Source organism: Streptomyces sp. NPDC004732, assembly GCF_040609235.1.
Lineage (GTDB): Bacteria > Actinomycetota > Actinomycetes > Streptomycetales > Streptomycetaceae > Streptomyces.
On the sequence record NZ_JBEXJR010000001.1, the window covers coordinates 683,213 to 708,483 of the forward strand.

Annotated in this window: 24 protein-coding genes and 1 pseudogene; 18 read left to right on the forward strand and 7 right to left on the reverse strand. The window is 69.4% G+C overall.

Going from position 1 to position 25,271, the window contains the following annotated elements; genetic code table 11:
- The first annotated feature begins 3 nt into the window (after nucleotides 1-3).
- From ABZV77_RS02835 to ABZV77_RS02855, 5 genes are all read left to right on the forward strand, one after another.
- Nucleotides 4-567 (forward strand): gamma carbonic anhydrase family protein, encoded by a 564-nt coding sequence (locus tag ABZV77_RS02835; RefSeq protein ID WP_356249551.1) that lies wholly within the window; start codon nucleotides 4-6, stop codon nucleotides 565-567.
- Complete coding sequence (locus ABZV77_RS02840; RefSeq protein ID WP_356249553.1) at nucleotides 557-1,336, forward strand: transporter substrate-binding domain-containing protein; 780 nt, start codon at nucleotides 557-559, stop codon at nucleotides 1,334-1,336. The genes ABZV77_RS02835 and ABZV77_RS02840 overlap by 11 nt, the downstream gene beginning before the upstream one ends.
- Nucleotides 1,323-1,853 carry a flavin reductase family protein gene (locus ABZV77_RS02845; protein WP_356249555.1) on the forward strand — a complete coding sequence of 177 codons (531 nt, stop codon included), beginning with the start codon at nucleotides 1,323-1,325 and terminating at the stop codon, nucleotides 1,851-1,853. The genes ABZV77_RS02840 and ABZV77_RS02845 overlap by 14 nt, the downstream gene beginning before the upstream one ends.
- Nucleotides 1,850-3,133, forward strand: coding sequence for a homoserine dehydrogenase (locus ABZV77_RS02850; RefSeq protein WP_356249557.1), 1,284 nt, complete (start codon nucleotides 1,850-1,852; stop codon nucleotides 3,131-3,133). The genes ABZV77_RS02845 and ABZV77_RS02850 overlap by 4 nt, the downstream gene beginning before the upstream one ends.
- Before the next feature lie 65 nt (nucleotides 3,134-3,198).
- Nucleotides 3,199-3,501 (forward strand): putative quinol monooxygenase, encoded by a 303-nt coding sequence (locus tag ABZV77_RS02855; protein ID WP_356249559.1) that lies wholly within the window; start codon nucleotides 3,199-3,201, stop codon nucleotides 3,499-3,501.
- Nucleotides 3,502-3,553: 52 nt separating this feature from the next.
- Here the strand turns inward: ABZV77_RS02855 and ABZV77_RS02860 are convergent, their stop codons facing one another.
- The 6 genes from ABZV77_RS02860 to ngcE all read right to left on the reverse strand — a co-directional run bounded on the left by ABZV77_RS02860 (nucleotide 3,554) and on the right by ngcE (nucleotide 10,313).
- Entirely contained in the window at nucleotides 3,554-4,438 is an 885-nt protein-coding gene (locus ABZV77_RS02860) for a carbohydrate ABC transporter permease (RefSeq protein WP_356249561.1), read from the reverse strand.
- Nucleotides 4,438-5,385 (reverse strand): sugar ABC transporter permease, encoded by a 948-nt coding sequence (locus tag ABZV77_RS02865; RefSeq protein WP_356249563.1) that lies wholly within the window; start codon nucleotides 5,383-5,385, stop codon nucleotides 4,438-4,440. The genes ABZV77_RS02860 and ABZV77_RS02865 overlap by 1 nt, the downstream gene beginning before the upstream one ends.
- A 26-nt stretch (nucleotides 5,386-5,411) precedes the next feature.
- Nucleotides 5,412-6,674 (reverse strand): extracellular solute-binding protein, encoded by a 1,263-nt coding sequence (locus ABZV77_RS02870; protein ID WP_356249564.1) that lies wholly within the window; start codon nucleotides 6,672-6,674, stop codon nucleotides 5,412-5,414.
- 150 nt (nucleotides 6,675-6,824) lie between these two features.
- Nucleotides 6,825-7,718 carry a carbohydrate ABC transporter permease gene (locus ABZV77_RS02875; RefSeq protein ID WP_356249566.1) on the reverse strand — a complete coding sequence of 298 codons (894 nt, stop codon included), beginning with the start codon at nucleotides 7,716-7,718 and terminating at the stop codon, nucleotides 6,825-6,827.
- Between the two features lie 21 nt (nucleotides 7,719-7,739).
- Nucleotides 7,740-8,702, reverse strand: a complete 963-nt coding sequence (locus ABZV77_RS02880) for a sugar ABC transporter permease (RefSeq protein WP_356250162.1) — start codon at nucleotides 8,700-8,702, stop codon at nucleotides 7,740-7,742.
- Nucleotides 8,703-8,879: 177 nt separating this feature from the next.
- The gene (gene ngcE / locus ABZV77_RS02885; RefSeq protein ID WP_356249568.1) at nucleotides 8,880-10,313 is read right to left on the reverse strand and encodes an N-acetylglucosamine/diacetylchitobiose ABC transporter substrate-binding protein; all 1,434 of its coding nucleotides are present in this window, start codon (nucleotides 10,311-10,313) and stop codon (nucleotides 8,880-8,882) included.
- Between the two features lie 503 nt (nucleotides 10,314-10,816).
- Between ngcE and ABZV77_RS02890 the strand changes: the two genes are divergently transcribed.
- The 8 genes from ABZV77_RS02890 to ABZV77_RS02925 all read left to right on the forward strand — a co-directional run bounded on the left by ABZV77_RS02890 (nucleotide 10,817) and on the right by ABZV77_RS02925 (nucleotide 20,048).
- On the forward strand, nucleotides 10,817-11,146 hold the full coding sequence (locus tag ABZV77_RS02890; RefSeq protein WP_356249570.1) for an ArsR family transcriptional regulator: 330 nt from the start codon (nucleotides 10,817-10,819) through the stop codon (nucleotides 11,144-11,146).
- 38 nt (nucleotides 11,147-11,184) lie between these two features.
- Nucleotides 11,185-11,457, forward strand: a complete 273-nt coding sequence (locus ABZV77_RS02895) for a hypothetical protein (RefSeq protein WP_356249572.1) — start codon at nucleotides 11,185-11,187, stop codon at nucleotides 11,455-11,457.
- Nucleotides 11,458-11,535: 78 nt separating this feature from the next.
- Entirely contained in the window at nucleotides 11,536-12,249 is a 714-nt protein-coding gene (locus tag ABZV77_RS02900; RefSeq protein ID WP_356249573.1) for a DUF4097 family beta strand repeat-containing protein, read from the forward strand.
- A gap of 145 nt (nucleotides 12,250-12,394) precedes the next feature.
- Nucleotides 12,395-12,559 carry an FAD-dependent monooxygenase gene (locus tag ABZV77_RS02905; RefSeq protein ID WP_356250164.1) on the forward strand — a complete coding sequence of 55 codons (165 nt, stop codon included), beginning with the start codon at nucleotides 12,395-12,397 and terminating at the stop codon, nucleotides 12,557-12,559.
- A gap of 82 nt (nucleotides 12,560-12,641) precedes the next feature.
- On the forward strand, nucleotides 12,642-13,412 hold the full coding sequence (locus tag ABZV77_RS02910; RefSeq protein WP_356249575.1) for a phytanoyl-CoA dioxygenase family protein: 771 nt from the start codon (nucleotides 12,642-12,644) through the stop codon (nucleotides 13,410-13,412).
- A 176-nt stretch (nucleotides 13,413-13,588) separates the two neighbouring features.
- Nucleotides 13,589-17,524 carry a GH92 family glycosyl hydrolase gene (locus ABZV77_RS02915; RefSeq protein ID WP_356249577.1) on the forward strand — a complete coding sequence of 1,312 codons (3,936 nt, stop codon included), beginning with the start codon at nucleotides 13,589-13,591 and terminating at the stop codon, nucleotides 17,522-17,524.
- A gap of 149 nt (nucleotides 17,525-17,673) precedes the next feature.
- The gene (locus tag ABZV77_RS02920; RefSeq protein WP_356249579.1) at nucleotides 17,674-18,921 is read left to right on the forward strand and encodes a tetratricopeptide repeat protein; all 1,248 of its coding nucleotides are present in this window, start codon (nucleotides 17,674-17,676) and stop codon (nucleotides 18,919-18,921) included.
- Nucleotides 18,918-20,048, forward strand: coding sequence for a tetratricopeptide repeat protein (locus ABZV77_RS02925; protein ID WP_356249581.1), 1,131 nt, complete (start codon nucleotides 18,918-18,920; stop codon nucleotides 20,046-20,048). The genes ABZV77_RS02920 and ABZV77_RS02925 overlap by 4 nt, the downstream gene beginning before the upstream one ends.
- A gap of 12 nt (nucleotides 20,049-20,060) precedes the next feature.
- Here the strand turns inward: ABZV77_RS02925 and ABZV77_RS02930 are convergent.
- Nucleotides 20,061-20,459, reverse strand: a pseudogene (locus ABZV77_RS02930) (ATP-binding protein); the annotation flags it as partial.
- A gap of 84 nt (nucleotides 20,460-20,543) precedes the next feature.
- On the opposite strand from ABZV77_RS02930, the gene ABZV77_RS02935 reads away from it, so the two are divergent.
- From ABZV77_RS02935 to ABZV77_RS02955, 5 genes are all read left to right on the forward strand, one after another.
- Nucleotides 20,544-21,371: a helix-turn-helix transcriptional regulator gene (locus tag ABZV77_RS02935; protein WP_356249583.1), complete on the forward strand. Its 828-nt coding sequence runs from the start codon at nucleotides 20,544-20,546 to the stop codon at nucleotides 21,369-21,371.
- On the forward strand, nucleotides 21,368-21,607 hold the full coding sequence (locus ABZV77_RS02940) for a DUF397 domain-containing protein (protein WP_356249585.1): 240 nt from the start codon (nucleotides 21,368-21,370) through the stop codon (nucleotides 21,605-21,607). Before ABZV77_RS02935 ends, ABZV77_RS02940 begins: the two co-directional genes overlap by 4 nt.
- A 6-nt stretch (nucleotides 21,608-21,613) precedes the next feature.
- Nucleotides 21,614-22,288 carry an SAVMC3_10250 family protein gene (locus tag ABZV77_RS02945; RefSeq protein ID WP_356249587.1) on the forward strand — a complete coding sequence of 225 codons (675 nt, stop codon included), beginning with the start codon at nucleotides 21,614-21,616 and terminating at the stop codon, nucleotides 22,286-22,288.
- Nucleotide 22,289: 1 nt separating this feature from the next.
- The gene (locus tag ABZV77_RS02950) at nucleotides 22,290-24,200 is read left to right on the forward strand and encodes a HEAT repeat domain-containing protein (protein ID WP_356249589.1); all 1,911 of its coding nucleotides are present in this window, start codon (nucleotides 22,290-22,292) and stop codon (nucleotides 24,198-24,200) included.
- A gap of 133 nt (nucleotides 24,201-24,333) precedes the next feature.
- Complete coding sequence (locus ABZV77_RS02955; RefSeq protein ID WP_356249591.1) at nucleotides 24,334-25,257, forward strand: ATP-binding cassette domain-containing protein; 924 nt, start codon at nucleotides 24,334-24,336, stop codon at nucleotides 25,255-25,257.
- Nucleotides 25,258-25,271 lie beyond the last annotated feature (14 nt).

The following is a 25,271-nucleotide window of genomic DNA, read 5'->3' on the forward strand; positions in this document are numbered from 1 at the left end:
CCCGTGAAGACGTACAGCTTCCAGGGCATCGAGCCGCGCATCCACCCCGGCGTCTACGCGTTCGACGACGTCGTGGTGATCGGGGACGTCGAGATCGAGGAGGGCGTCAGCCTGTGGCCCGGCGTGACGATCCGCGGGGACAAGGGCGGTGTGCGCATCGGCCGCGGCTCGAACGTCCAGGACCACGCGATGCTGCACTCCGATCCCGGGCAGCCGCTGATCATCGGGCGTGATGTGACGGTCGCCCACAGCGCGGTGCTGCACGGCTGCTCGGTCGGCGCGGGATCGGTCGTCGGCATCGGTGCGGTGCTCCTGAACGGCGTCTCGGTCGGGGCGAGTTCGCGCGTCTCCGCGGGCGTGGTGCTGAGCGCGGGGCCCGTCTACCCGGCCCGGAGCCTCATCGCGGGCAACCCCGCGACCGTACTGATGACGCTGAGCGACAGCGATGTGGCGGTGCTCGACGAGACGGCCGCCGAATACCGGGAGCTGGCCGCGCAGTACCGCACGGGCCTGCGCCCGCTCGGCCCCCGGGCCGGCGTTCCCGAGGCGGCCGCCGTTGTCGAGTAGCGCACTGGCCCGCGAAACCCTCCGCGTGGGGTTCCAGCGGAACACTCCCCCGTTCTCCCACGCCACGGCGGGCACGGCGGCCTTCGAGCCCATCGGCTACTCCGTGGACCTGGCCCGCCTCGTGCTCGCCAAGGTCTTCGACGGTACGCGGCCACCCCCGTCCCTCGAAGCCGTCGAGGTCACCTCCAGCACACGCGAAGGCCTCCTCGCCGAGGGCCGCATCGACATCGAATGCGGGTCGACGACCATCACCGAGGCACGGCTGGGGCGCTGCGCGTTCAGCACGCCGATCTTCCGGACCTCGCACCGCATCGCCGTGAAGCCCGGCGCGACGGCGGGGACGGCGGGGACGGCTGGCCCGCGGCGCGTGGTCGGCATCCAGGGCTCGACGAGTCAGGCCGCGCTCGAAAGCGCACCGGATCCGGGGTTCGCCTGCACCTTCGCCGGTGTGCCGTCCATCGGGGCGGCCTTGGACGCCTTCCTCGACGACCCGCGCATCGACGCGATGGTGGCGGACGAGGTGATCCTGCGGACCCTGCTGCGCGGCGACCGGACGCCGGACGGCGTCACCCTGCTCGACGTGCGGCTCGGTGCGGAGAGCTACGGATTCATGATGCGCAAGGACGACCCGGAGTTCGTCCGTGCCGTCGATGCCGCGCTGGCCGACGTGTTCGCCTCCGACGCGTACCCGAAGCTCCTCGACACGTGGTTCGTCGACGAGTCGCCGATGAGCTCCCCGAACGGAACAGGCACCCATGAAAACCTCTGAGACCATCGCGTCCACCCTCCAGGACACGTTCAAGGACGTCATGGCCTGCGTGGCCACGCCCGTCTCGATCGTGACGGGTCTCGCCCACAACGGCGCGCCGTGCGGGGCGACCGTCAGCGCCTTCTCCTCGCTCTCGGTCTCCCCGCCGATGATCCTGGTCAGCCTGGACCGGCGCTCGCGCACCCTTGAGGTCATCCGCGAGTCCGGCCGCTTCGGGCTCAACGTGCTCGGCGCCGACCAGGACGACCTGGCGATGTCGTTCGCCGCCAAGGGCGGGACCGACAAGTTCCGCGGGACGTCCTGGAGCATCGAGCACGGCCTCCCGCGCATCTCCCGGGCGTCGGCGTGGATCGCCTCGACCGTGGCCGACTTCGCGGACGGCGGCGACCACGTCATCGTCCTCGGCCGCGTCGACGCGGCGGAGGCCGCGGCGAGCAGGGCCCCGCTGGTCTACCACCGGCGCAGCTTCGGCACGCACCAGCCGTACCGCGAGCCCGCCCGGGGGGTACCGGCATGACGCACCGGGTCAGGATCGGGCTGCTCGGCTGCGGCACGGTCGGGGCGGACTTCGCCGGGCTGCTCGTGGCGCGGCGCGCCGCGATCGAGTCCGTCACGGGTCTGTCCCTGGAGCTCGTACGCGTCGCGGTCCGCGATCCGCGCAAGCCGCGGCCCCCGGCCCTGGACGCGGAGCTGTTCACCACGGACGCGCACGACGTGGTGAAGGCCGACGACGTCGACCTCGTGGTGGAGCTGATCGGCGGCACGTCGGCGGCGGGCGAGCTGGTGACGGCTGCCCTGGACGCCGGAAAGCCGGTGGTGACCGCGAACAAGGAGCTCATGGCGAGCGCGGGCCCCGAGCTGTTCGCCGCGGCCCACCGGGCGGGCGTCGACCTCTTCTTCGAGGCGGCCGCGGTGGCCGCCGTCCCCATCCTGCGCCCCCTGCGGGAGTCCTTGCTCGCCGAGGACGTGACGCGGGTGGTCGGCATCGTCAACGGCACCACCAACTACATGCTGACGCGGATGACGGTCGACGGCCTCGGGTTCGACGAGGCGCTGGCGCGGGCCCAGGAGCTGGGGTACGCGGAGCCCGACGCGAGCGCCGACGTCGAGGGCGCCGACGCGGCGTCCAAGGTCGCCATTCTCGCCTCGCTCGCCTTCAACAGGTCGGTCGTCGCGGACGACGTCAGCAGGGAGGGCATCGTCGGCCTCGACCGGGAGGACTTCGAGCTTGCCGACCGGTTCGGGTTCGACATCAAGCTCCTCGCCGTGGCCGAACGCTTCGCCGACGGCGGCGCGGTGGGCGCCCAGGTCTTCCCCGCCCTGATCGAGCGCGACCACCCCCTGGCCAGCGTCCGGGACAGCTTCAACGCGGTGTTCCTCACCACCTCCGCCGCCGGTGAGCTCATGTTCTACGGGCACGGCGCGGGCCCGCGCCCGTCGGCCTCCGCGATCCTCGGTGACGTCACGGGTGCGGCGGACCAGCTGGTGCGCGGCACGCACCGCCGCGTCCCGGTGGGCCCGCCCGCGGTCCTGCGGCCGACCCGTGACCTGGTGCACTCCTACTACGTCCGCGCCGACGTCGACGAGGCGCCGGGCGTCCTGTCCGAGGTGACGGGGGTGTTCGCCCGGCACGGCGTGTCCATCCGCACGGTGGACCAGCACGGCTCGGAATCGCAGGCCCGCATCGTGTTCATCACGTTCCCCGCGCCCGAACACGCGCTGCACGGCGCGCTGGACGAGCTGCGGAGCCTCGGCCAGGTGCGGGAGGTGGGCCGGGTGCTGCGCATCCACAAGTGACCCGGGGCCCCGGCGCCCGACGAAACACCACCAGTTCACGACACCAGTACGGAGTGAGTTCCACCATGTCCCAACCGATTCAGCTCGTCATCCAGATCACCACGCAGCCGGGCCGCGGCAAGGAGCAGACCGCCGCCTACGAGCGCATCGCGCCGCTCGTGCGCGCCGAGGACGGCTGCCTGCAGTACGACCTGCACCAGGTGAGCGGCGAGCCCGACCGCTTCGTCCTCATCGAGCGGTGGGCGTCGCAGGAGGCGCTCGACGCGCACGACGTCACGCCGCACATGGTCGAGGCCGACGCGGAGAGCCCGGCGTTCCGGGCCGGTCCCGCGGTGGTCGTGCGCCTCGACGCCGAGCCCCTGGCCTGACACACACGTATGCCCTGCACCTCTCATGCGAGAGGGCAGGGCATACGTATGTCTACTTGACGGAGCCCGCCGTGAGCCCCGACACCACATGCCGCTCGATGAACGCGAACAGCACGATGACCGGCACGATCGCGACCACGGACGCGGCGAAGAGGTAGTTCCACTGCACCGTGTAGTTGCCGATGAAGTTGTTGATGCCGACCGTCAGCGGCTGCTTGTCCGGCTGGGTGGTGAGGGTCAGGCCCATCACGAACTCGTTCCAGGACGTGATGAAGGTGAAGATCACGGCCGTCACGACGCCCGGCAGCGCGAGCGGCAGCGTCACCTTGATCATGGCACCGAAGCGGCTGGTGCCGTCCACCATGGCGGCCTCCTCCAGCTCCGGCGGGATCGAGCTGATGTAGGCCGTCAGGATCCACACCGCGAAGGCGAGGTTGAACGCCGCGTTGGTGAGGATCAGCGTCCAGACCGAGTTGAGCATGTCCAGCTCGTGGAACTCGCGGTACAGGCCGACCAGGAGCGCCGTGGGCTGGAACATCTGGGTGACAAGGACGAGGAGCAGGAAGAGCTTGCGGCCGCGGAACCGCATGCGGGCCGTGTAGTACGCGGCGGGCAGCGAGACGAGCAGGACCAGCAGGGTGGCGCCGCCCGCGACGAGCAGCGTCACCTGGAGGTTCTGGCCGAGCTCCGACTCCTTCCAGACGTCGATGAAGTTGGCCCACTCCAGGTCCTTGGGCAGGTACGTGCGGTCCCGCAGCTCCTCCTTGGGGCGGAGCGCGGTGACGATCATCTCCAGGTACGGCGCGAGGAAGATCGCGGCCAGGAGCCACGCGCAGGCCGTGATGACCAGGGTTTGGGGCCGGAAGGTGCGTTTGGCCTTCTTCCTCGGCCCGTCGTCCTTCCGGGGCGCGGGGCGGGTCGCCGTCGCGGTGGCCATCAGTCCTCCTCGTTCCACCGGCTGACCTTCAGGAAGATCAGCACGAGCACCACGACCATCAGGAAGTTGACGACCGACATGGCCGCGGACTCACCGATGTCGGTCTCCTTCAGCTTGTACATGAACACCATCGACGTGGAGGTGTCGTAGCCCGGACCGCCCTGGGTCATGGCCCAGATGATCGGGAAGGAGTTGAAGACGTTGATGAGGTTGATGACCACGCCGACGAGGAAGGCGGGCCGCAGCATCGGCAGCGTGATGTGCCGGTAGGTCTGCCAGGGGCTCGCGCCGTCGATGCGCGAGGCTTCGTAGACGTCCTGCGGGATGGTCTGCAGTCCGGCCAGGAGCGTGTACGTGGTGAAGGGGAGCGACACGAAGACGGCCACGCCCATCATCCACGGCCAGGCGGTCTCCGCCTTGCCGAGCCAGTCCTTGGAGCTGTCGATGAGCCCGAGGTCCAGCATCAGCGTGTTGAGGACGCCCGCGGTCTGGTTGAGCATCCACTTGAAGCCGATGGCGGTCATCAGGACGGATGCGGCCCAGGGGGCGATGAGCGCCCAGCGGACGTAGCGGCGGCCGGGGAACTTCTGGTTGAACAGCTGGGCCAGGGCCAGCGAGAGCAGCATCGTCACGGTGACGACGACGACCGTCCACACCACCGTCCAGGTCAGGACGGCCCCGAAGTCGCTCTCCTCGAAGAGCTTCTTGAACTTGTCGGTCCCGGCGCTGCCACGCACCTTGCCGGAGATGGAGATGTTGAGGAACGAGGTGCGGATCAGCTCGACGACGGGCCAGACGACCACGGCGAGGATCAGCAGGATGACGGGCGCTATCCAGGGCAGCGGACCGAGCCGGGCCAGACCGCTGCGGCGGCTCACCGGCCTGGGTGCGCGCCCGCCCCGCCCCCGGCCGGACTCGGCCGGGGGCGAAGGGGCTTTGAGCGACACGAAGACTCCCTTACTTGCCTACTCGCTTACTTGGCGTCGGCCGCCGCCGACTCCGCCTTCTTCTGGAGGTCGCCGAGGACCTGCTTCGGGTCGTCGGAGACGGCCTTGCCGCCGGTCTTCTTCATCTCGGCCGAGACGACGTCCCAGGAGGTGTCGCCCAGCGGGTAGAACTTGGCGTTCGGCAGCACCTGGAAGAAGGGCTCCAGGTCCTTGTGCTTGCCGCTGTCGGTCATCTGCTTCAGGGCGTCCTTGGTGACCGGCATGAGGTTGTACATCTCGTCGAACTTGAGCATCTTCTTGGAGTACGTGAAGTCCAGGAACTTCTTCACGCCCGCCTTCTCCGCGCCGCCGTCCTTGAACGCCATCATCCAGTCGGCCACGCCGAGGGTGCTGTTCAGCGGGCCCGTCTTGCCGGGGATGGGCACGACGCCGTAGTCGACCTTGCCGTCCTTGGCCATCTGGATCAGGCTCGGGTGGCCGTTGAGCATGCCGACCTTGCCCGCCGCGAAGTCCGCGAAGGCGGTCTTGCGGTCGGTGGAGGCCGGGTTGGGGTAGGTCAGGCCGGGCTTGACCAGGTTGGTCTTGAGCCAGTCGAAGGTCTCGACGTTCTTCGCGCTGTCGAGGGTGTACTTGCCGTCGGCGTCGGTGTAGCCGCCGCCGTTGCCGAGCTCCCACATCATCGACTCGCCCTGGGTCTCCTCGGGACCGAGCGGCAGGGCGTAAGGGGTGTCGGCGGCCTTCTTGTCCTTGATCTTCTTTGCGGCGGCCGCGAGTTCGTCCCACGTCTTCGGCGGGGTCTTGACACCGGCCTTCTTGAAGACGGCCTTGTTGTAGAACATCACGCGGCTGGAGGAGACCCACGGGATGCCGTACTCGGTGCCGTCGACCTCACCGGCCTTGGCGAAGGACGGGATGAGGTTGTCGCGGGTCTCGCGCGAGAGGACCTCGTCCGCCTTGTACAGCAGGTCGTCGGCGACCTTGTCGGCATAGCCGCCGGTCTGCAGCAGATCGGGCTCGTTGCCCGCCTGGATCATGTTCTTGACGGACTTGTCGATCTCGTTCCAGTTGATGACCTGGACGTCGACCTTGTAACCCTTGTTGGCCTGCTCGAATTCCTTCTTGACCTCGTTCCAGTACACCTTGGAGGCGTTGGAGGCCTTGTCCCCGTAGTCGGCGGCGACGAGCTTGATCGTCTTGCTGTCCCCGCTGTCGCTGTCACCGCTGCAGGCGGTAAGTCCCAGAGCCATGGCGAGCGTTGCCGCACCGGTGGCGACTATTCGATTCCTCATGCTGATTCAACCCTTCGACATCGGTGTCGACTTGAGCGCGTCCAGTCCGCACCCCGCGGCTCCGTGGCGCCGACACTACTCACGGCCCGATTCGCCTCGACAGGCCTAGACCACTTTCGTAGCCAACCTGAAATACCCTGCTCCACCTGGTCACTTGATGGCTCCCGCGGTCAGACCTGCCTGTACCTGTCGCTGGAACACGGCGTAGACGACGAGCACCGGAAGCATGGCGATCGTCAGGCCCGCGAAGAGGGCGCCCCAGTCGCCCCGGTAGCCCTGCGAGACGGCCAGTGAGGCGAGCCCCTGGGGCAGTACGTAGCTCTTCTCGTCCTCGTTGTTGAGCAGCAGCGGAAGCAGGTACTGGTTCCACTGGCCGAGGAAGTTGAAGATCCCGATGCTGACGAGTCCCGGCTTGGCCATCGGCAGCATGATCTGGAAGAAGGTGCGGGTGTGGGAGGCCCCGTCGACCATTGCCGCCTCCTGCACGCCGGTCGGCAGCGTGCGGAAGAAGGAGGTCAGGAAGAAGGTGGTGAAGGGCAGTGAGTACGCGATGTACGCGATCATCAGGCCGGGCCGGGTGTCGAGGAGGCCGAAGTTCTCCATGACCGCGAAGAGCGGCACCAGGGCGAGGATGACCGGGAACATCATGCCGCCCGCGAACAGCATGAAGATGAAGCGGTTGCCGGGGAAGGTGAAGCGGGCGATGACGTAGGCCGCCATCGAGCCGAGCAGCATGGTGCCGGTCAGGGAACCCGCGAGGATGATCAGCGAGTTGAGTGTGTACTGGCCGATGTTGGCCTTGTTCCACGCGTTGGAGAAGTTCTCCCAGTGGAAGGAGGCGGGCCAGCCCATCGGATCGCTGAGGATCTCCGCCGAAGGGCGGAGCGCGGTGAGGGCGACCCAGATCAGGGGCCCCGCGGCGAGGATCACCCAGAGGACGAGGAAGGCGTGCGAGAAGACGTTGAGGGCGCCGCCCGTCTCCTTCTCGCGCCGGGGCGCGGAGGTGGTCTTCTGCTGAGGAGCGGTGGTGGTGGTCGTGGTCATGATGCAGTGACTCCCGCGGTCTCAGTATTCGATCCGGTCGCGGTTCCCGACCCGCATGACGATCAGGGAGAACGTCATGCTCAGGCCGAGAAGGACGACGCCGATGGCGGTGGCGTAGCCGTACTGGCCGTCCCGGAACCGTTCGTAGAGGAAGACCGGGGTCACCTTCAGGACGTGTGGCGGCACCATGACCAGGCAGATCGCGAAGGTGTCGAGCGCCTGGATGCCCATGTAGATCCAGCCGGTGCGCACCGTGTCCCAGATCAGCGGAAGGGTCACGTTGAAGAAGGTGCGGGCGCGGCCCGCGCCGTCCAGGAGCGCGGCCTCGTAGATGTCCTTGGGGATGGCGCCCATCGCCGCGGAGAACAGCACGACGTAGAAGCCGATGAAGCTCCAGCTGATCACGGTGATCAGTGAGATGAGGCCCAGGGTCTGGTCGCCGCCGAGCCAGGCGGGTCCGTCGACGCCGAACTTGTCCAGACCGCCGTTGATCAGGCCGCTGTTGGTGTTGAAGACGCGGCCCCACACCACGGCGATGATGGCGACGGACAGGACCTGCGGGAAGAAGTAGACGACCTTGTAGACGGAGGAGCCCGCGACGCCCGCGATGGCCCGTCCCCTGCGGTGCCGTCCGCCCGAGGTGATCATGTAGGCGAAGAACATGCCGAGGACGAGGGTGATGGCAGGGGCGATGACCAGCAGGAGCGTGCTGATCTTCAGGGACTCCCAGAAGCGGTCGTCGTTCCACATCTTCTGGTAGTTGTCGAACCCGACGAAGTTCGCGACGGGGCCGCCGGACCAGTCGGTGAACGAGTAGTAGATCGCCTGGATGAAGGGCGAGATCACGAACAGCGCGTAGAACGCGAGCGGCACGGCGAGGAAGCCCACGATGAAGCGGTACTTGTCGAGCGTGCGGTAGCGCCGGTCGTAGCGGACGCGCTCGGGGGTGAAGCGTGGTGGCAGGAGCACCGCCACCACGAACATCAGCAGGTTCGGCGGCCCCGGTGGGGGCTTGCGTTCGGCCTGCTTCTTCGGAGGTGGCGTCTTGTCCACCCGGGTGTCGGTCTTCACGCTGATCAGCCCCGCCCGCTCTTTCACATGCCTACACGTGCTCGGTTACGTGCCGGGGTCCGGGGCCGGTGCAGGCCCCGGACCGACAGGTCAGGCCTTCTTGATCTTGGTGATGTCGGGGTCCTTCAGGATCCGGTCGGAGGCCTTCTGCATGGTGTCCATCGCCTGCTTGGGCCCGATCTGGCCCTGCATGAACTTGTGGATCATGTTGTTGAAGTCCTCGCGGAACAATTCGTTGTACCAGTCCATGAACTGGGGGATCACGATGTTCTCCCCGGCCGCCTTGATCGCCGCCTGGGCGCTAGCCGCGCCCGAGGGCAGCTTCTGCCCGTCGATGGCGCCCTTGACGACGGGCATCGAGCCGATCTCCTTGAAGAGATTGAGCGCGGCTTCCTTGCTGTACATCATCCGCAGCCACTCCAGGCCGCCCTGCCGGTTCTTGGCCTTGGCCGGGACGATGAAGGGCTCACCGGCCGGGGAGTAGAGCGTGCCGAACGGCATCTTGTCGCCGGAGTCGAGCGACGGGGTCGCGCCGACCTGCATCGCGAAGTCCTTCGGCGTGGTGTCCTTGGCCTCGTTCTCCACCCAGGAGCCGTTGGGCACGAAGAGGCACTTGCCTTCCTTCGTCCACGCGGTCTGCATCTCGGTGTGCGCCTCGGTGCCGTCGAAGCCGGTCAGCACGTACTTCTTGGCGACCAGCTCCTCCCAGGCCTCGAAGACCTCCTTGACCGCCTCGTGCTTCCAGGCGTTCGGCTCCAGGTAGTCCATCGCCGTGGTGACCTCGCGGCCGCCGCGCTGGGCGAACATCGCGTACATGCTGAAGAACATGTAGCGCGGGTGACCGCCCGGGTAGCTCCAGCCGTGGATGCCCTTGGCCTTGGCCTTCTTGCAGACGGCGAGCATCTCGTCCCAGGTCTTGGGATACGAGGAGTCGAGCCCCTCTTCGAGCAGCTTCTTGGAGTACCAGTTTCCGTACACCGTCAGCGCGATGTTGAGCTGGTAGCACTCCTTGCCGCCGAAGCGGCCCATCTGCTCGACGACCGGCACGAGCGTCTCGCGCACGGTGACGTTCGGGTCGTCCCACGAGGGCGCGTCGAGCACCTCGCTGAGGTCGGCGACCTGCTTGTTGTGCACCAGCTTGCCGGGGTTCATCTGGTCGGCACCGGAGTTGTTGACGACGTCGGCGGTGGGCTTGCCGCGGACGATCTTCGGCTGGACCTGGGTGGCGATCTTCTCGGTGGGCTTCTGCTCCGGATCGGCCTTGGGGTACTTCTTGTCGTACATGTCCGTGACGAACTGGGCGTACTTGTCGCCGTACCCGCCATTGAAGATGTAGACGGTGAGTCCGGCGTCCTCCGCGACACCGAGCGGATTCTTCTTGCTCTTGTCGCCCTTTTCGGCCTTGTTCTCGTCGCCGCCGCCACTGGCGCACGAACTGAGTGCCCCCACGGCCGGCACCGCGAGCAGCCCCGCGACCGCGGCCCTCTTCATGACATCACGACGGTTGACGCTGGTGGATCCCATGCTCAAGTCCTCGCCTTCTCCAGGACTCAGGCGGTGAACCGGACCCTCCCCGGCACCGCGGTGGTGTGAAGCTGGGCTCGTGCGCCGGGTTCTCTGACGGGAAAAGGCAGTTGACGTTCGACGCCCCCGCCCCAACACCCCCGGGCCTGCGGCCGGTCGGACGGCCGGGCAGACGCGGACAGGTATAGTCCACTCGCGGCCGGGTGGGCAAGATCGAATACGACTTTGGACTGCAGCCTTTTCCGAGTTGAGACCTGCGACGATCCCCGGTCGGGGCCGGTGAAGATCCCCGTCCGAACCTCTCGCACATCGCCGCCGGAACCCGTGGACTTTCGCGCCGGTTTCCATGGACTTTCCCTCGTGCCACCCGAGTGGCCGGATTTGAAGCCGCAGGGCGGCCCGCACTCTCCGGTCCGAAACCGGGCCCCTGCCATCACGCCAACCCGTTGAACCCTGCACAGCCACCTGCTAACTTTCTTTTGCAGGTGCAGTAAGGAGTTCGCATGAACCTCTCCGAGCTCACGGGGAACGAGCTGGTCCAGGTCCTCGCGGCGCTGTCCAACCCGCATCGACTGCGTGTCGTCGCGGCCGTGGCCGACAAGCCCAACTACGTGAGCCGACTGGCCAGAGAGCTCGGGATCAGCCGACCCCTGCTCCAGGTCCACCTGCGCAAGCTGGAGACCGCCGGTCTTGTCACGTCCTCCATCGAGGTATCGGAGGACGGAAAGGCGATGAAGTTCTACCGGGTCGTGCCCTTCGCCCTGGACCTGACGCCGAGCAGCGTCATCATGCTCGCCGAGACCATCACGATTGCCACCGACGGAAAGGCCTGACAGGCCGAGGGACAGGCCGAACAGGCCGAGGGGGAACGATGAACCATTTCTACGACGTCGACGGCGTCGTCCTGACGCTGGGCGCTCTGCTGCTGCTCGCGTTGGTGGCCATGGTGGCCCTGCACCAGCGGGGCAAGACGAAACGAGCCGAGGCCGTCCTGACCCGCGACCAGGAGTACAACCGCCTCACCGAGCTGGCCGTCACCACCCAGGAGCTGACCGGACAGCAGTTGCAGGACATCTCGGCGCAGCTCGCCGACATGCGATCCCGGGTCGAGTCCATGGAACGCACCCTCAGAGAAGTCGAATAGCCGCGCCGAAGCACACCGGCTCCGCGCTCTCGTGTGCTCCGCGATCTCCGTCCGCCCAGCCAACCCGTAGGACGAACCATGTACTCGAAGTGTGCCCGGAACAAGCTCAGACCCCTGCTCCTGGTGACCGCGTCCGTCACCCTCGCCGGGGCCGTACTCACCGCCTGCGACAGTGAGACGAACGAAAGCACGTCGCACTACCAGGTCGACGAGAAGGTGACCTCCCTGCGGATCAGGACGAACGGAGGGAACACCGAAGTGGTCGCCACGGACGGCCCAGCTGTCCGCGTCACCGAAAAGTTCAGGTACAAGGACAAGAAGCCGCACACCGAGCACGTCACACGCGACGGCGAGCTCTCCCTCAACGCTCCCGACTGCAACCGGACCGGATCCGACGTCTGCGGTGTCGACTACACCGTCGAGGTCCCCCGCGGCATCGCCCTGACCGTGGACTCGGGCGGCGGGAACATCACGACGCGCGGCCTCGCCGGAACCATGGAGGCGCAGTCCGACGGCGGCAACGTCCGGATCCGCGGGGCCGCCATGAAGAAGCTCTCCGCCCGCACGGGCGGCGGCAACCTGGACGTCTCCTTCGCCGCGCCGCCCGAGCGGACCGAGACCGAGTCGGAGGGCGGCAACGTGACGGTACGGCTGCCCAAGGCCTCCTACACCGTGGATGCCAAGACCGACGGCGGCAACCGCAAGGTGGACGTCACCAACGCCCCGACGTCCCCGCACAAGGTGACCGTCCGCACGAGCGGCGGAAACGCCACGGTCGTCACCGCCTCCTGACGGTCGCCTAGGCCCGCAGGGCCCCTCGTGTCCGCCGGAGGAGACGCTGTAGACGCCGCAGACGCCCTCCTCCTCGGAAATGGGCACGATCCGCCGGAGTGCGTAGTTCCGCGACCTGGGCTGGGCCGGGCACACCCTGGAGGTCATCGCCCGCGCCGCCGACCTCGCGCCGTGGCCCGCGGGCCGCATCACCGCGCTGGGCGACGCCGTCCACGCGACACCGCCGACCGCGGGGAAGGGGGCAGGCGCGGCGATCCGCGACGCCGTGACCACCCCGATGCTGGCCGCCGCCGCCAGGCTGTGTCGCTGACGGACGGCTCGGGTGATCACCCGACACTTCCCGCACCGCATGTGTCGGGTGAGCGGGGCCGGTGTCGCCGCACGATGGGGCCATGGACGACACGACCTTGGTATCCCGTTTCCTCCGCGACGGCTTCGTGAAGCTCGAAGGCGCCGTCGCGCCGCGCGTGGCCGCGGACTGCGCACGGCTGCTGTGGCGGGAGACCGGCTGCGACCCGGACGACCCCTCGACGTGGACGCAGCCCGTGCACTGGGTGGGCGGTCTGGCGCAGGGGCCGTTCGCCGCCGCGCCCAACTCACCGGACCTGCACCGCGCGTACGACCTGCTCGTCGGCGCGGGCCGCTGGGAGCCGCGCTACTCGCTGGGTACGTTCCCGCTGCGCTTCCCCCACGCGGAGGAGCCGGACGACGCGGGCTGGCACATCGAGGGGAGCTATCTGCCGGAGGGCGAGAGCTGGTACTTCACCAATCTGCGCTCCCGGGGGCGGGCGCTGCTGATGCTGTACCTGTTCAGCGAGGTCGGCGAGGAGGACGCCCCGACCCGGATCCGGATCGGCTCGCACCTCGACGTGCCGAAGGTGCTGGAGGGGTACGGGGAGGACGGGGCGAGCGGGCTTGCCCTCGCGCCCGATCTGGTGGCCGCGTCCGACCACCGGCCGCTCGCCCTCGCCACCGGGTCCCCGGGCGACGTCTTCCTCTGCCATCCGTTCCTGGTGCACGCGGCACAACCGCACCACGGGGAGCGGCCGCGCTTCATGGCCCAGCCGCCGCTGATGCCGGTCGCGCCGTACGAACTGGAGCGGGCCGACGGCGCGTACTCTCCCGTGGAGATCGCGATCCGCCGGGGCCTGGGGTTCTCCTGACGGACCTCCGCAGGCTCGCGACGCCCGGGGCACCCCTGCCCCGGGCCACCCCGCCCCTCCCCTACACCATCCCGACCCCCGTCAACAGCCTTGACACCACTCGCCACTTGCCTCCCTACTAGACCTTGCGCAGCGACCGTGACAACGTTGTCCAACCCGCAAGGAGGGGCTCGGGGATGCCGCACTCGGTACGCCAATCGGCACGTAATACGGCACGCAGACCTCGTTTCAGACACCAGCGTCCGCCCGGTCAGGGGCCCCGCTCGGCCGTGGCCGTCGGGACGTTGGCGTTCGCGCTCGTCGTGGCGGCACAGGGGGCCGCCGTCGCCGGGCCCGAGCGACCGCCCCGGACGGACCGGGAGTTCTCCTCGTCCTTCGAGGAGGGCCAGGCCCTGCCGGACTGGCTGAACACCGTCGAGACGGGGTCCGACGGCAAGAAGAAGTCCGCCGGGGTGAACGGCGAGTTCAGCTCCGGGCTGCCCGGCAGCGTGAACGACCACGTCACCGAGGTGCGGGCCAGCGGTGAGAACGCCGGGTCCGGCGAGGTCGCGGCGAACCTCGTCGACGGCGAGGCGACCAGCAAGTGGCTGACGTTCGCCAAGGACGGCTGGGCCGAGTTCGACCTCGACGAGCCCGCGAAGGTCGTGACGTACGCGCTCACATCGGCCAACGACCACGCCGAGCGCGACCCCAAGGACTGGACCCTCAAGGGCTCGACCGACGGCAAGGACTGGAAGGTCCTCGACGAGCGGAAGGGCGAGGCCTTCGACGGGCGGCACAAGACGAAGAAGTACGACTTCGCCAAGCCCGACGACGCCAAGGCCTACTCCCACTTCCGCCTCGACGTCACCGCCAACAACGGCGCGTCCGACGCCCTGCAACTCGCCGACGTGCAGCTTTCGGTCGGCGGCACGCAGGCCCCCGCGCCCGAGGACATGCTGAGCCTGGTGGACCGGGGCCCGAGCGGCTCCCCCACCGCCAAGTCCGGCGCCGGGTTCACCGGGAAGCGCGCGCTGCGCTACGCGGGCAGCCACAAGGCGGACGGCCGCGGCTACTCGTACAACAAGGTCTTCGACGTCAATGTGAAGGTCGGGCGCGACACCGAGCTCGGGTACCGCGTCTTTCCCTCCATGGCCGAGGGCGACCTCGACTACGCCGCCACCAACGTCTCCGTGGACCTCGCCTTCACCGACGGCACGTATCTGAGCGAGCTGAAGGCCGTGGACCAGCACGGGTTCCCGCTCACCCCGCAGGGGCAGGGCGACTCCAAGGTTCTCTACGTGAACCAGTGGAACAACGTCGACTCGCGCATCGGGCAGGTCGCGCGCGGCAAGACCGTCGACCGCGTCCTCATCGCGTACGACTCCCCCAAGGGCCCGGCGAAGTTCCGCGGCTGGCTCGACGACGTGTCGCTGAAGGAGAAGGCCCCGGCGAAGCCGAAGGCGCACCTCTCCGACTACGCCGACACGCGGCGCGGCACCAACTCCAGCGGCGGGTTCTCGCGCGGCAACAACTTCCCCGCCACCGCGGTCCCGCACGGCTTCAACTTCTGGACGCCGGTGACCAACGCGGGCTCCCTGAGCTGGCTGTACGACTATGCGCGCAGCAACAACGACGACAACCTGCCGACGATGCAGGCGTTCAGCGCGAGCCACGAGCCGAGCCCGTGGATGGGCGACCGGCAGACGTTCCAGCTGATGCCGTCCGTCGACAAGGACACCCCGAACGCGTCCCGCACCAAGCGGGCGCTGCCCTTCAAGCACGAGAAGGAGACGGCGCGCCCGCACTACTACGGCGTGACGTTCGAGAACGGCCTCAAGGCCGAGATGGCGCCGACCGACCACGCGGCGATGATGAAGTTCACCTATCCCGGTGACGACGCGAGCGTCATCTTCGACAACGTCTCGGAGAAGGGCGGCCTGACCGTCGACAAGGAGAACGGCGTCGTCTCCGGCTTCTCGGACGTCAAGTCCGGTCTGTCGGCCGGTGCCACGCGCCTCTTCGTCTACGGCACCTTCGACACCCCCGCCACCGCGGGCGGCAAGCTGGACGGCGGCGGTGGTGGCGACGTGACCGGCTATCTGCGCTTCAAGCCCGGCAAGGACCGCACCGTCAACCTCCGCCTCGCCACGTCCCTCATCAGCCTGGACCAGGCGAAGGCGAACCTCGCCGACGAGATACCGGCGGGCACCTCCTTCGACCGCGTCAAGAACCGCGCGCAGAAGCAGTGGGACGACATCCTCGGCAAGGTCGAGGTGGAGGGCGCGAGCGAGGGCCAGCGCACGAGTCTCTACTCCAGCCTGTACCGCCTCTACCTCTACCCCAACTCCGGCTTCGAGAAGGTCGGGGCGAAGGGCGGCAAGGCGACGTACAAGTACGCCTCCCCGTTCTCGCCGCAGACCGGGCCCGACACTCCGACCCACACCGGCGCGAAGATCGTCGAGGGCAAGCCGTACGTCAACAACGGCTTCTGGGACACGTACCGCACGACGTGGCCCGCCTACTCGCTGCTCACTCCGAAGAAGGCGGGTGAGCTGGTCGACGGCTTCGTGCAGCACTACAAGGACGGCGGCTGGACCTCGCGCTGGTCGTCGCCAGGTGCCGCGGACCTGATGACGGGCACGTCGTCCGACGTGGCGTTCGCCGACGCGTACACCAAGGGCGTGAAGTTCGACGCGGAGGCCGCGTACGACGCCGCGCTGAAGAACGCGAGCGTCGTCCCGCCGACCTCGGGCGTCGGCCGCAAGGGCATGAAGACGTCGCCGTTCCTCGGCTACACGCCCAGCGAGACGCACGAGGGCCTGTCGTGGGCCCTGGAGGGTTACGTCAATGACTACGGGATCTCCCGGATGGGAGCGGCCCTCTACAAGAAGACGGGGAAGAAGCACTACAAGGAGGAGTCCGAGTACTTCCTCAACCGTGCCCGTGACTACGTGAACCTCTTCGACGGCAAGGCGGCGGGCGCGGGCACCGACCCCGGCTTCTTCCAGGGCAAGGACGGCAAGGGCGTGTGGCGCGTCCCCTCGGAGAAGTTCGACCCGCGCGTGTGGGGCCACGACTACACGGAGACCAACGCCTGGGGTTACGCCTTCACCGCCCCGCAGGACTCGCGCGGTCTGGCGAACCTGTACGGCGGCCGCAAGGGCCTCGGTGACAAGCTCGACACGTACTTCGCCACTCCGGAGACCGGCTCCGCCGAGTTCGCGGGCTCCTACGGAGGCGTCATCCACGAGATGACGGAGGCGCGTGACGTACGCATGGGGATGTACGGCCACTCCAACCAGGTCGCCCACCACGCCGCGTACATGTACGACGCGGCCGGGCAGCCGTACAAGACGCAGGAGAAGGTCCGCGAGGTCCTCTCCCGCCTCTACACCGGCAGCGAGATCGGCCAGGGCTACCACGGCGACGAGGACAACGGCGAGCAGTCCGGCTGGTACCTGTTCTCCTCGCTGGGCTTCTATCCCCTGGTCATGGGCAGCGGTGAGTACGCCATCGGGTCGCCGCAGTTCACGAAGATGACCCTGCACCTCGACAACGGCCGCGACCTGGTCGTGAAGGCGCCGAAGAACAGCGCGAAGAACGTGTACGTGCAGGGGCTGAAGGTCAACGGCAAGGCGTGGAAGTCGACCGCGCTGCCGCACGACATCGTCGCCCGCGGCGGAGTCCTGGAGTTCGACATGGGTCCGAAGCCGTCGGCGTGGGGCAGCGGCAAGAACGCCCAGCCCGCGTCGATCACCAAGGACGACAAGGTCCCGTCGCCGCGGAAGGACGCCCTCAAGGGTGAGGGCAAGCTCTTCGACGACTCGTCGGCGACCGAGGCGACTTCGGAGTCGGCCATCGAGCTGCCGGTCGGCAAGGAGACGAAGGCGGTGCAGTACACGCTGACGTCGCCCGCCGACAAGGCGAAGGCGCCGCGCGGCTGGGTGCTGCAGGGCTCCTCGGACGGCACGAAGTGGAAGGACCTGGACAAGCGCTCGGGCGAATCGTTCGCCTGGGACCAGCAGACTCGGGCCTTCACGGTCGACCGCCCGGGAACATACGGGCACTACCGGCTCGTCCCGGAGGGCGGCGGCGCGGTGACGCTCGCGGAGGTGGAGCTGCTCGGCTGATCCCGGATCCGTCCGGCACGTCGCACCACCCGGCCCGCCGTCCCCGACCGACCTGCGTCGGGGGCGGCGGGCCGGACCGCTCACCTCCCCGAAACACCCCCGGAATCACCGCTCGAACACCACTCGCACACCCCCCGTATCCTCATGCCATGCCCGATCACTCCCCCTTGATCCAGAGCCTGCGCACAGCCGTCGCGGGCGCGCCCGATGACGTGCCCCTGCGGCTGCACCTGGCGGAACTCCTCGTGGCGGGCGGGCAGCACGACGAGGCGGTCGCCGAGGTCGCCGTGGCCCTGCAGCACGCGCCGGGCGACCCGCAGGCGCGGGAGTTGATGGCACGGGCGATGGGGGCGCCGCAGGCGCCGGTCCAGGCTCCCCCGCAGGCGCCCCCCACCGGCTTCAACTGGAAGGCCGCCGAGGACCAGGTCGGCGACGTCGTCCCGCCCCGCTTCGTCGAGGCCCCGGAGCTCCCGCAGGCCGCCGACGGGAGCGGCGACCCCGGTGACGCCGCCGCCTGGGAGGTCGAGGCGCCCGACGGCGTGCGGCTCGCCGACGTCGGCGGCATGCAGGACGTCAAGGACCGCCTGGAGGCCGCGTTCCTCGCGCCGCTGCGCAACCCCGAGCTGCGCAAGCTGTACGGCAAGAGCCTGCGCGGCGGCCTCCTCCTGTACGGCCCGCCGGGCTGCGGCAAGACGTTCATCGCCCGTGCCGTGGCGGGTGAGCTCGGCGCCAACTTCCTGTCCATATCCATCAACGACGTGCTCGACATGTGGATGGGCAACTCCGAGCGCAACATGCACGAGGTCTTCGAGACGGCCCGCCGCCAGGCCCCCTGCGTGCTGTTCCTCGACGAGCTGGACGCGCTGGGCGCCAAGCGCAGCCGTACCGCGCACAGCGGCATGCGCAACACCGTCAACCAGCTCCTGACCGAGCTCGACGGCATCGACGCGGGCGCCAACGAGGGCGTGTTCGTGCTTGCGGCCACCAACGTCCCCTGGGACGTGGACAACGCGCTGCGCCGCCCCGGCCGCCTCGACCGCACGCTCCTCGTCCTGCCGCCCGACGCCCCCGCGCGCGAGGCGATCCTCCGCTACCACCTCAAGGACCGCCCCGTCGCGGGCGTCGACCTGCGCAAGCTCGCAAAGGCCACCGACGGCCTGTCCGGCGCCGACCTCGCCCACCTGTGCGAGGCCGGGGCCGAGCGCGCGCTCCTCGACTCCGCGCGCACCGGGACCGTCCGCATGATCGGCATGAAGGACCTGATGGAAGCGGCCGCCACGATCCCGCCCTCCAGCGACCCGTGGTTCGCCGCCGCCCGCAACGTGGCGATGTTCGCCAACGAGGGCGGCATGTACGACGACCTGGTCACCTACCTGAAGAAGAAGCGGAAGCTGTGAGCACTGGCGCTGTGCACCCCGCCGTGGAGCGGGCCGACGGGCTCATCGAGCTCAAGCGGTACGACGAGGCCGAGGCCCTGCTGGGCCAGCGCCTCGCCGAGGACCCCGACGACATCCGGGCGTGGACCAAGCTGGCGCTCTGCCACGTACGCGCCGAGCAGCACGAGAAGGCCCTGGAAGCGACGGACCGAGCCCTCGCGCTCGACCCCGAGGACGTGGGCGGCCTCATCATGCGCGCGCACGCCCTGCGCGGCATCGGCGGCACCCGCTGGCAGGAGTCCGAGGGCGTGCTGCGCGAGGCGATACGCCTGGCGCCGGAGTACTGGTACTCGTACGCGCTGCTCGCCGACGTCGTGTGGCGCATCCGCCTGGTCAACCAGGGCAAGGCCAACGGCGGCACGCTCACCAAGCACGACATGGAAGCCCCCATGCGGGAGGCCGCCGACCTCGCCATGGAGGCGCTGCGCCTGGGCCCCGAGGAGCTCTACGCGCACGAAGTCGCCCGGCAGATCGCCGAACTGGCGAGCAACACCACGGTCGCCGACCAACTCGACCACGCCATCCTCCGGCTCGACCCCAGCCACCCGTACGCGCTCGCCCGCCAGACCGAGAAGGCGGCGAGCACCCCCGGCGTCAAGGCGGCCGAGGCCGCCACGCTGTACGCGGACGCGCTGGCCGCCGCCCCGGACTCCCGGACGATGCAGGACGGCCTCGACGACGCCTCGTACCGCATGCTGCGCGGCATCCGCTGGCTCGCCCTCCTCTGCCTCGCCCTCGTCGCGGCGGGCCTCGACGTCTTCGTCACCGAGGGCGAGACCCCGCGCGACCTGCCCGTCTCACTCGGCCAGCGGATCTGGTTCCTCGTCCCGATGGCCGCGATCTGGGCCGTGGGCGCCCTGCTCCGGTACCGCCGTCTGCGCGCGGGCATCCAGATCAACCTGCGCTCCGTGATCCACCGCCGCAAATGGCCCCGCGTCGTCCTCGCCCAGGCCGCCTGGGCGATGCTCTGCGCGCTGCTCCTCGCGGAAGTCCCGTGGTCGGAACGGACGGTGCCACAGGTGCTGTTCTGGGCGGGCCTCGTCCCGACCCTCGCCACGATCTGGTTCGACCGCAAGAAGAAGGGGTGACGCGAGACCGACGAACTCGCACCACACCACCTTGCCGGGGTCGCACTCCGCGACCCCCCACTTGTCGGCCAGCGCCGCGACGAGCAGGAGCCCGCGCCCCGACTCGTCGTCCTCACGCTCGTCTAGGTCGAGCCGCGGGCGCCCGGTGCCGCTGTCGTGGACGGCGACGCGGATCACGTCGCCCGCATGGTCCACGTACAGCCGGAACCCCCGCCCTGGCGGGGCGCCGTGCAGCAGCGCGTTGGTCGCCAACTCGCTCACACAGAGCGTGACGTCGTCCGCGCGCTCCCCGTCGATCCCCCAGTCGGCGAGCGCGGCGGCCGCGAAGGCGCGGGCCTCGGGGATGGACCGGCGTTCGCGCCGGTAGAAACTTTCTCGGTTCACGTGACGAGAGTCACTCTCCGTGGCCATGATGAAGCAGTACGTGAACCCGTACAGCTGAGCCGTACGGGTTCCTCGTGTGAAAACACGGCTTCTGGTGGGGAGTTGCACCGTATGAGCAGCCCAAAACGACGGTCGCGCAGGAACGCCTCGGCGATGCGGATGGTGGGCGCGCTGCTCGCGGTCCACCGCGAGGCGGCCGGATACACCCAGCGGTCGCTGGCCGAGCGGTTCGCCGTCAGCGAGGAGCTGATCGCCTCCATCGAGCAGGGGCGGCGGCCGCTGAAGATGGACCTGGCGGTCCAGTTGGACGACTTCCTCGGCACGAACCGGACGTTGCAGACGGCTGTGGAGAACATGCCGGAGGTGGATCTGATCCCGCGGTGGGCGGAGGAGTATCTGGATTGCGAGCGGGAGGCGATCTCGATCTCCGTGTACGACAGCCTGGCCGTGCCGGGCCAGTTGCAGACCGAGGAATACGCCCGAGCGGTCTTTCGCAGTCGCGTTCCTGTGTACGACGAGGACGAGATTGAGCAGCTCGTAGCTACACGCATCGAGCGGCAGACAATCCTTCACCGCAAAGTCCCGCCGACTACCAGCTTTGTGATCTGGGGGGCGGCACTGCAAGACCGGCTCGGCGGCCCGGAGGTATACAGCGAGCAGCTCCGGCATCTACGCGAGTACGCCGCCCTGCCTGGCCTCGCGTTGCAAGTGCTGCCTCTCGGACGCACAACGCACGCCGGACTCAACGGGCCCTTCGTCCTGTTGGAGACACCTGACCACCAGCGGCTCGCCTACACGGAGACGCAACGCGGAAGCCAGCTGATCGCTGATCCCGACGAGGTAGCGATCCTTGCCCAGAAGTATGCGATGCTGCGAACGCAGGCCCTCAACTCCGAAGACACCATGGGCCTGTTGGACCAACTGCTAGGAGAGCAATGAGCGGCAGCACCGCGCTTGAGTGGTTCAAGTCCAGTTACAGCGGCGACGAAGGCGGCCAGTGCCTCGAAGTCGCCTGCGCCTGGAGCAAGTCCAGCTACAGCGGCAGTGACGGCGGCAACTGCATCGAAGTCGCCGCCCACCCCACCGCGATTCACATCCGCGACTCCAAGAACCCGGACGGCCCGCACTTCTCCGTGGCCCCGGACACCTGGACCGCCTTCCTGACTCTCCCCTAACGTCACGTGCGGTACTACCTCTACGTTTCCGGCGCCAAGCTGGACATGCTGTACGAGCAGATCCCGCCCAAGCTCCTGAAGCGGCTCGCCGTCGAGGCGAAGGTCGACCTCAAGGTGCTCAGCGTCGCCGTTCAGTCGCCGCGTGCAGATGTGACCACGTACGACAGGCTGGACATCGTCGAGGCTTACCTGGAGCGGGAGTTCGACGTCAGTTGGATGACGGAGCCGAGGCCCTGGTTCCGGGGTGATCTGGAGCTGCGGATCGCCGGGTACGGGTCACCGGCCGGGCCGACGTTCATGACGGGGCGCGAGGGCGACACCGTCGTCGCGCTCATCGGGTCGGCGCACCACCTGCTCGGGCAGCGGACCGCTCCCGACACGATCCAGGCCTCCTACTCGATGCTGCCGTCGCTGTTCAGGCTCCTGGACGACGCCCCCGAGGACTGGCCCCGCCACCAGCGCGAGCGACGGGCCGCCGTGCCGTCCCACGATCAGGAGGCGGCACATCAAGTCCTGGAATTCGCGGAGTCGTTGACGGGGCCGCCGGTCTACGGCGAGTTCCTCGCGCGGCGGCTGCTGCACGGCACCGCGACCGGGCAGGACGGCCGCCAGGTCGACATCGTGGTCGGCACGCCGTTGTACGTGGCGATGGCCGACGAGGACACCCGCCGGGAGGCCTGACGTGGAGCCGGACATCGTGCGGATGCGGGTGGACCGCGATGTCGCGGGCCTGAGCGAGGTCATGCGGACCGGCCCTTCCCCGTACCCCGTGTGGGCCGTCGACCTGCTGGGCGACATCGGCGGCCCGGCGGCCGCCGACGCCCTCTTCGACTGCGTGGACCGGCCGGACGACTATCCGCGATGGCTGCCCCTGCACGCCTTGTCCGCCCTCGCGCAACTGCGGGACCGCCGGGCCGTGCCGGTGATCCTCGGGCAGGTGCGGGGCCGCAAGGGCGACGAACGGGCGCGGGTGGCCCGGATGTACGAGGACCTGGGCGCCGTCGGCGGGCCCGAGGCGGTCCGCGAACTCGTCCACCGGCTCGGTGATCCGAAGCCGCCGCGCGTGGTCGTCGAAGCGGTGGCCCGGCTGCGCGCCCCGGAAGCCGTGCCCGCACTGCTTGCCGCGCTCTGGGCGCTGCTGCCCGGCGACGAGGTGCACACCGTGGAGGCACTGGGGGCGATGCGCGACCCCCGTACGGCACCGGCCCTGCTGTTCCTGGTGAGGTCGGAAGGAACCTCCGCGCGCCTGCGCAGGGCGGCGGTGCTCGCGCTCACGGAACTCCCCAGGGACTCCTGGCCGCCACCAGCAGGCCTGTCCCCCGAAGTCATGCTGCGGCGCGCGCTGCGCGATCCGGACGCGGAGACCGCACGCCCCGCGGCCGCGCTCCTCGCCAGGACGAGCAACGGCCGGGACGAACTGCGGGGCCACCTCAGGGACGCCCGGCCGGGGCGCCCGCCCGCCTACCGCGCCCCGGACTGTTCCGCCGTCACGGTCTGCGCGCTCATCCAGGAGCGGCCCGAACTCTTCGGCGAGGCACGGGACTACCGGGACGTGCCGTCCCTGGTCGATCTGCTCGGCGAGGAGTCGGTACCGGCGGTGCGCAGGGCGGCGGCCTCAGCGCTCGGCGCGGTCGGGGGCGAAGGGGCGGCCGACGCGCTCCTCGCCGCGCTCGGCGACGACCGGATCGGTGACGCGGTCGCGCGCGCCCTGTCCGCCCTGCCCGCGCCGCCCGTGCGGGAGCTACTCGCGGCGCTGTCCGACGGCTCGCCCCGGGCGCGGGGCCGACGCCGGGGCGCGGCGGTGGCGTTGGGGCTGCTGGAGTGCGTGGAAGCCGCGCCGCTGCTCCTCGCCGCGCTCGACGCCGAGAACCCCGGGGACGTACGGTCGGCGGCCGCCGACACACTCGGCGCCCTGCGGCACGGGCCCGCCGCCGACCGCCTCGCGGTGCTCGCGGCCGACGACGAGGAGCCGGGCACGCTTCGCGCCCGCGCCGTCCACGCGCTCGGGCTGATCGGCGCGCGCGAGTCGCTGCCGGTGCTGCTGGCCGCCGCCAGGGACCCACTGGAGCCGGTGCGGGTGCAGGCGACGCAGGCGTTGGGCCGCTTCCCCGTGGCCGAGGCCGCCGAGGCGCTCGGGGAGCTCGCGGCGGGGGACGCGAGCCGTGACGTGGCGCGGGGCGCCGTGCGGGCCCTGGTCCGGATCGGTGCTCCGGGGGCGCCCGTTCTCGTCTCGCTGGCGGAGGGGCTACGGCGGGACGTCGCGCAGGAGTTGGTCACGGCGCTCGCCGGGTGCGCGGGGGCTGAAGCGGTGACAGCACTGGCCCGTCTCGCGACCGCTCCGGACACCGAGGACGTCCACCTGCCCGCGACCGAGGCACTGGCCGGACGCCGCTCCCCCGACGCCGCCGCGCCCCTGGCGGCGATCCTCGCCACCGACCGCCCCACCTATCGGCACGGCGTCGTGCTGCGGGGTCTCGCGGCGCTGGGCACGGAGGAGGCCGACGCGCACGTCATCGCGTACTGCAGGACGCACGGCCTCACGGGCGAGGACTCGCGTGCGGCACTCCGCGTCGTCGCGGACCGCAGGCGTTGAGGCGGGCAGGTTGCCTCCGCGCCCAGACGCCAGGGAACAACCCGCGCCCAGCGGTGGTCTCCTCCCCTGGTGGGAGTTCGGGTTTCGACCGTGGGCGGATGACTGGGAGATCACCACATCGGAAGCTTCGGGCATGACTTCTTCACGAACACTCGTTGGAGACCCGGCAGCCATCAGGGTCGAAGGGCTGACCAAGCGTTATGGCCGTAGAACGGCAGTCGACGACCTGTCGTTCACGGTCAGGTCCGGAAGGGTGACGGGGTTCTTCGGCCCGAATGGGGCAGGGAAGACCACCGCGCTCAAAGCGGTTGTCGGACTGGCGCGGCCGACTGCGGGCCGGGCGCTCGTCCGGGGCACGTCAGTTGCGACGATGAGGCCCGACGCCCGCCTGCTCGGCGTGCACATCGAACCGTGCGGTGCCCATCCCGGCCGGACCGGTCGGGCGCACCTGCGGTCGCTGGCCGCGCTGGCCGGGCTGTCCGGCCGCCGGGTCGGTGAGGTCCTGGAACTCGTCGGCCTGGAGGAGGCGGCCCGGGGCAGGGTCGGAAAGTATTCGATGGGCATGCGACAGCGGCTCGGGCTCGCCGCGGCGCTCCTGGGCGATCCGGAGATCCTGGTGCTTGACGAGCCGGTGAACGGCCTGGACCCGCAGGGCATCCGCTGGTTGCGCACGCTGCTGCGGGAGCGGGCCGCGAACGGTGGCACGGTCCTGCTGTCCAGCCACATGCTGGGTGAGGCGGCCCAGACCGTCGACGACGTGGTCATGATCGACCGGGGTCAGCTGGTCCACGAAGGCGCGATCAGGGACCTCGAACGGTCCGGGGCGAGCGTGGTCGTCGTACGCACCGCCGAGGCCGAGCGCCTGACGGGTCTGGTGGCCCGGGCCGGTGGCCGCACGAAGCGCGAGGACGGCGGCGGGCTGCTGGTCGAAGGGCTCGACGCCGCGGAGGTCGCACGGCTGGCCCACCGTGGCGGCGTCCTGCTGGAGGAGATCGTCCAGCGGACTGCGTCGCTGGAGGATGCGTTTTTCGGTCTTACGGGAGGGGCGGACCGTTGAGCCATCTGTTGCGA